Origin of the sequence: Brenneria alni (assembly GCF_003666245.1) — a bacterium.
Classification (GTDB): Bacteria; Pseudomonadota; Gammaproteobacteria; order Enterobacterales; family Enterobacteriaceae; genus Brenneria; species Brenneria alni.
The window spans coordinates 1-6,049 of sequence record NZ_MJLZ01000075.1; the positions used below are offsets into that span (position 1 = coordinate 1).

The following is a 6,049-nucleotide window of genomic DNA, read 5'->3' on the forward strand; positions in this document are numbered from 1 at the left end:
TATTTATTATTTTCTCCAAACAAGTGTTGTAAATATATTAACTTGTTATTTTAACGAAAAATGTTTTCTTCTGCCATAACGACAACTTCTGTTAAATAATGTGTTGTAGACTCTGTTTTTGATGGTATAAACAGAGAGTGAAAAGGGCATTTCATTTATTCATTTATCCGCCAGGTGCATAAAAAAGTAATTCTTCAATAAAATCTATAATAGAAAAAAGTTCCAGTGTGTTTGCTCTTTTTTTTTTGTTGTTATTGAAAACAATACATTGTGTTTTTGACTACTAACTAAACAAATACTTGCAACGGATGAAGAGTTTTGGCTGATGGTATCCCGAATCAGAGTAACTGAGGAATTAAATGGAGAAATGCCGGATGAAGAAGGCCCGGCTTCCTTGCATCGGCGGCAACGTTGGCACCGTTCGATCTTGGGGAGAGTCACCTTATTTTTTCTGACCGGTATTATTTTTTCATATGGCGTCGGGGCCGCGGCGGGCTGGTTTATTGTCGACAAAAACTCGCAGGAACAGTGGCGGCGTCAGGCCGATACCAATGCGCATATCATGAGTTATATTGTCCGCAGTATATATACGTCGGTTGCAGCCCGTATGGATGCTTCCGGCCAGACAACCGGCATTGTGACTGAAAATTTTCTGGGAGACGATGAGTCCATTTTGCTGACGGGATTTAATCCTGTAGACGTGCTTTCTCTGGCGGCTATGCAGACCAACAATCGTGTCTGGCTGTTTCATTACCGTGAAGAAGAAGGATTTGTCAGTATTACGGATGCTAACGGTACAGCGGACGGCCATATCCTGGAGCTGGAAGAAAACAAACGCGTGCAGCCGGACATGCTGACAAACATTTTCACTGGTTTTGTTCGCATTGATGGTAAGACCTATTTTGCCAGCGTGCTTCCGGTGTTGGCCCCATCGGGAAACATGTTGGGCGCATTGGTGAGCAGTATCGGCGAGAAGCAGGATCTTTACCGGACTCATAACGCCATGTTGCGCAATTCCCTTATCGCCCTTTGGATTGTGTTGTTGCTGACGGGGCTGTTTATCACTCTGCTGATGAGACAGTTTTTTCATTCTGTTCCGATGTTGATTCAGGCGCTGACGCGTATTGCGCATGGCGATACTGCAACTACCACGCCATTCCTGCGCAGAGATGATGAAATCGGCCACCTGTCCGTTGCCATCGAAAAACTGCGGCAGGCCATGGTTGAGCGGGACCATCTACAGCAACTAAAAGAAACCGCACAGAAAATGGAATACATGGCTCACCATGATCCACTCACCGGCCTTCCTAACCGTACTTTTTTCAGTGGCGCTCTGGAAAATGCCATTGCCCGGTTGAAGTCGAAAAACGCGCGTTTTAATCTGATGTTGCTCGATCTCGACTATTTCAAAAACGTAAATGATACCTACGGCCATCTGGTGGGGGATGCATTGCTGATCAATGTCAGCGAACGTATCTCCTCACTGCTCAGTAGCGAGGATGTGGTTGCACGACTGGGCGGTGATGAGTTTGCTGTGCTCCAGCAGAACAGGGATAAGCCGATACAGGAAGCGCGGCAGCTGTCAGAACAGATTATTATGGCAATATCAGCGCCTTTTTACTGTCATGGGCATGAGTTTAGCATTGGGATCAGTATTGGTATCGCAAGTGCGCCTTTGCATGGCGAAACATCCCACGTTCTGATGAAGAACGCCGATCTGGCGCTTTATGCGGCTAAAAGTAATGGACGGAATAATTATCAATATTTTGAATATGGAATGGTTATGCCGAACTCGATGTCAAATACCGAGGAACTGGATATAGAAGGCGCAATGTTCCGTAATGAGTTCGAACTTTACTATCAACCGTTGATTCGTCTTTCGGACAATACCATTGTGGGTTATGAGGCACTAGTTCGTTGGCGTCATTCTTCCCAGGAATTGTTGATGCCGGATACTTTTATTATGCTGGCGGAGAAAACCGGGCTGATTGTCAGGCTGGGAGAGTGGATTATCCAGCAGGCCTGTGCTGATGCCATGTTGTATTTTTCCGCTAATCAACGGGTTTCGGTGAATATATCGGGGATCCAGGTTCACCATCCCGGGCTAACCGAAATCCTGGCCCGTGCTCTGGAACAAAGCGGGTTGCCGGCTTCCCGTATTGAGCTTGAGATAACAGAGTCTGTTTTGCTGGATCGTAAAGAAGCACTGCCGGTGTTGCAGCAGATGCAAGCCTTGGGCATCGGTATTGCGTTGGATGATTTGGGAACGGGCTATGCATCGCTGGACTGTCTTGCAGATTTTCCTTTTAGCCGGGTGAAGTTGGATAGAGGGTTGGTTGCCGGTCTGGAAACGAGTGAATCGAAGCGTATTATTGTAGGCAACATCATTAGTCTGGTTCACCAGTTGGGGATGGAAACAATAGCAGAAGGCGTGGAAACCGATCGGCAACTGGATCTGTTGCGTCATGCAGGTTGTCAATATGTACAGGGCCACCGACTAGGTGAAGCAGTACCGGTAACGGCAATAATAGGTTGAACTATGCGGTATTTATCGACGTGTTTTCTGATTCTGAGAAACGAATATGCAACCCTGATATACCGAATAGTTTTACCCATTTTCAATGAGGTATGCCGCTATTGCCTGGCCAGCGCCAGGCGAGGGAGGATTATTGTCATTATGTGCCTGTTGTTGCTACCGCCCGCAATGGCTGACGTGCCAATGGACAACACGCTGACGAGAATTGCGCAGACTAAAACGATAAAAATAGGCCACCGCCTGGATGAACCGCCGTTTTCCTATCAGGTTGAGGGTAAGATTATCGGCTACTCGGTCGATCTCTGCTTACGTATTGTGGAAAGAATAAAAAAATATCTACAGCAGGATGACATACAGATTGTTTTTGTCCCGGTAACAACGGCTACGCGTTTTGCCCTTGTTAATAACCGTGGGATTGATATTGAATGTGCCGCCACGACCAATAATCGTGAAAGGCGCAAGCTGGTTGAATTTTCTTATCCGCATTTTGTGACATCCACCCGTTTTGTCGCCTTGAAACGTACCGGTATCAGACGTATTGAAGATTTAGCCGGGCGCAGCGTTTCGGCGAGCAGTGGTACGGTCAATCTTGAACAGTTGAATGCGGCCAATATACGGATGAAGCTCAATATTTCCGTGGTGCTGAAGAAATTGAACCAGGATGCTTTCGATCTGGTGGCGCAAGGTAAGGTATCTGCTTTTGTTATGGATGATATCCTGCTGGCGGGGCTGGTGGCGTCTTCCGCCAATCCGTCCGATTTCGTTCTTTCAGACGATTATTTAAGTCGCCCTGAACCCTATGGCATTCTGTTGCCGCCAGGGGATCTGGTTTTCAGGCGGGTAGTAAATGAAGAACTGCGATATATTTTCACACAGGGAGAAATCAATGCCATTTATGACAAATGGTTTCTTTCCCCGATCCCGCCAGATGGCGTCAATCTTCATTTCCCTATGCCACAAAGTCTTAAGGCGGTTTTGGCACAGCCGAAAGATTACCTCGACTAAAGGAGAAATGAGTGATGTGCGGATATGACAAGCGCTTACGTCATTTTCTTATTGTCTTGTTCATCCTCGCGGCTACGGCCAGCGATTTGTCTCGGGCTGCCGATATCAATCCCACGCTTGAGCGGATCCGGCAGACCGGGACGATCCGGATCGGCTATGGGGATGAACCGCCGTTTTCCTATGTCGGACCAGGCGGGATGGTTATCGGCTATTCGATCGATCTGTGCAAACGTATCTCTGAAGCACTCAGGCTCCGGCTCGGATTGGATAGGCTGAATATCGAGTATGTGTTTCGAACGTCGGCCAATAGAATACAACTGGTCAATAATAACGCTATCGATATCGAATGCGTGACCAGTACCAATTCGTCAGAAGAACGTCGCCGCAAGGTCGCATTTTCTACCAGCTACTTTCTGGTGGGCACACGCTATGTTTCCCTGCGTAAAAATAATTTACATACGCTGGATAACCTGCGCGGCAGGAGTATCAGCATTGTCCTTGGGACGATCAATGCGAGTCAGATCAATCGGGTCAACCGGGAAAAGAAGCTGAATCTCTCCACCGTGGTCACGGATACTATCCAGAAGGCTTTTGACATGGTTAGCCAGGAGCAGGTCGCCGCTTTTGCTATGGACGATATATTGCTGCGCACCATGATCGCCAGCACGCCCAACCCGCAGGATTATGTTATATCCGATGAAGTCATTGATGACGATGCAAAATATGGTTTTATGATGAGACTTGAGGATGACGATTTTCACCACGCAGTAAATGCTGCGCTGCGGCAGATTTACGCCAGTAATGAAATATATGATATTTATGCGCGCTGGTTTACTCAGCCGCTGCCTGGGCTCCAGATCAACCTTAATCTTCCATTGAGTGAAAAACTAAGGCAGTTTTTTCTGACTGCCAGTAGCGCCAGCGCGGAATAGTCGTTATCTGCTTCACCCGCAATCGTCCCCGACACGTCTCCTTATATAATAATTCTTAATAGGTCATTTAGGATTGAAGAGTCTTTAAACAGACGCTGTTGCATCAATCGCGGATCTCATCCATGTGGAGATGAGAATGTTTTTACGCTATATATCGCTGTGCGAAATATGCCATGCGGTGCAAGACAGCGAAACAGCCGGGCTTACCGTATGGGCGAGTAGGATTCTGCGGGAATTACGGCTATGCTGGTTCCTGAGGTGCAGGTCTGTCCCTGCTGTCAACATAATGAACCGCAATAAGGAATACACTTTGGCTGGAGCAAGTTTACTGACGCTGCTGGATGATATCGCCACGCTGCTGGACGATATCTCGGTGATGGGAAAAATGGCGGTTAAAAAGACGGCTGGCGTATTGGGAGACGATCTTTCTCTGAATGCCCAGCAGGTGAGCGGCGTTAAGGCTAACCGAGAGTTGCCCGTGGTGTGGCGTGTTGCGAAAGGTTCCTTTCTTAACAAGCTCTTTCTGGTGCCTGTGGCGTTACTTATCAGTGCATTTATCCCCTGGGCGATTACGCCTTTGTTGATGATCGGCGGCGCCTTCCTTTGCTATGAAGGGGTGGAAAAGGTGATGCACAGTTTGCGTCACGATAAAGCGCAGGATACGCCGGAGGCTCGACAGCAACGATTACTTGCGTTGGCGCAGTCCAACGACGCAGCTTATGAAAATGACAAGGTGAAAGGGGCGATTCGTACCGATTTTATCCTTTCGGCGGAGATTGTTGCGATTACGCTGGGTATTGTGTCGGAATCGCCATTGCTCAATCAGATTATCGTGCTGTCCGGTATCGCCATTCTGGTGACCGTCGGGGTGTATGGCATTGTGGCTGGTATCGTTAAGCTGGACGATCTGGGCATGTGGCTTGAACAACGAACATCAACCGTTGCGCAAAAAGTGGGCGCGGGACTGCTGGTGGCTGCGCCCTGGCTGATGAAAGTCCTTTCTGTGGTCGGTACGCTGGCAATGTTTTTAGTCGGCGGCGGCATTGTGGTTCATGGCGTGCCGCTGCTACATCATGCGGTAACCGCTTTCGGTGAAAGGTTCGGTGGCGTTGTCTCTGTGTTGACCGCAAATCTGGCAAATTTGATTATTGGCTTTATCGTTGGTTCCATCGTACTGTTTGGCGTAACCATCATCTCCCGCTTACGGGGGAAAAAGTAAGTTAAAAACGGCGACATAGTTTAAATAATTCGAGTTGTAGGACAAAAGGTCGTCGTTTTGAGCAACGCAAAGCGTTGACCCTTTACGGGCGAGGCTCACGGATGGGCCGAGTAACACAGTCAACACACATGCAACATGAAGTATGATGAGTATATGCCGAGGGTAACATCAGGGCGGAATAACCGCCGGCCTGCTGTTTGCCTGTATCAGCAATCAGGGGGTTTTAATTTTTGAGATCCGGTGCCAGGCAGCGAGAGTATAAATGCCTTTTCATATAATTTTAAATAAGAAGCATATTTCTTGTGAAAAATATAGTTATATGGCGAAAGTAAATAATTTCAATACTCAGTGTGGTTT

Annotated in this window: 4 protein-coding genes; all 4 read left to right on the forward strand. The window is 47.6% G+C overall.

Annotated features, from left to right (window positions below; genetic code table 11):
• The first annotated feature begins 367 nt into the window (after positions 1-367).
• Positions 368-2,536 (forward strand): bifunctional diguanylate cyclase/phosphodiesterase, encoded by a 2,169-nt coding sequence (locus tag BIY29_RS19270; protein WP_170158983.1) that lies wholly within the window; start codon positions 368-370, stop codon positions 2,534-2,536.
• A gap of 141 nt (positions 2,537-2,677) precedes the next feature.
• Entirely contained in the window at positions 2,678-3,541 is an 864-nt protein-coding gene (locus BIY29_RS19275) for an amino acid ABC transporter substrate-binding protein (RefSeq protein ID WP_205680382.1), read from the forward strand.
• 14 nt (positions 3,542-3,555) lie between these two features.
• On the forward strand, positions 3,556-4,473 hold the full coding sequence (locus tag BIY29_RS19280; protein WP_121576635.1) for an amino acid ABC transporter substrate-binding protein: 918 nt from the start codon (positions 3,556-3,558) through the stop codon (positions 4,471-4,473).
• A 310-nt stretch (positions 4,474-4,783) separates the two neighbouring features.
• The gene (locus BIY29_RS19285) at positions 4,784-5,692 is read left to right on the forward strand and encodes a DUF808 family protein (protein WP_121576637.1); all 909 of its coding nucleotides are present in this window, start codon (positions 4,784-4,786) and stop codon (positions 5,690-5,692) included.
• Positions 5,693-6,049: the final 357 nt, after the last annotated feature.

Excerpts from the sequence above, each read along its gene's own strand:
- BIY29_RS19270 (WP_170158983.1), top strand. The coding sequence starts at position 368 with ATGCCGGATGAAGAAGGCCCGGCTTCCTTGCATCGGCGGCAACGTTGG.
- BIY29_RS19275 (WP_205680382.1), top strand. The coding sequence starts at position 2,678 with ATGTGCCTGTTGTTGCTACCGCCCGCAATGGCTGACGTGCCAATGGAC.
- BIY29_RS19280 (WP_121576635.1), top strand. The coding sequence starts at position 3,556 with ATGTGCGGATATGACAAGCGCTTACGTCATTTTCTTATTGTCTTGTTC.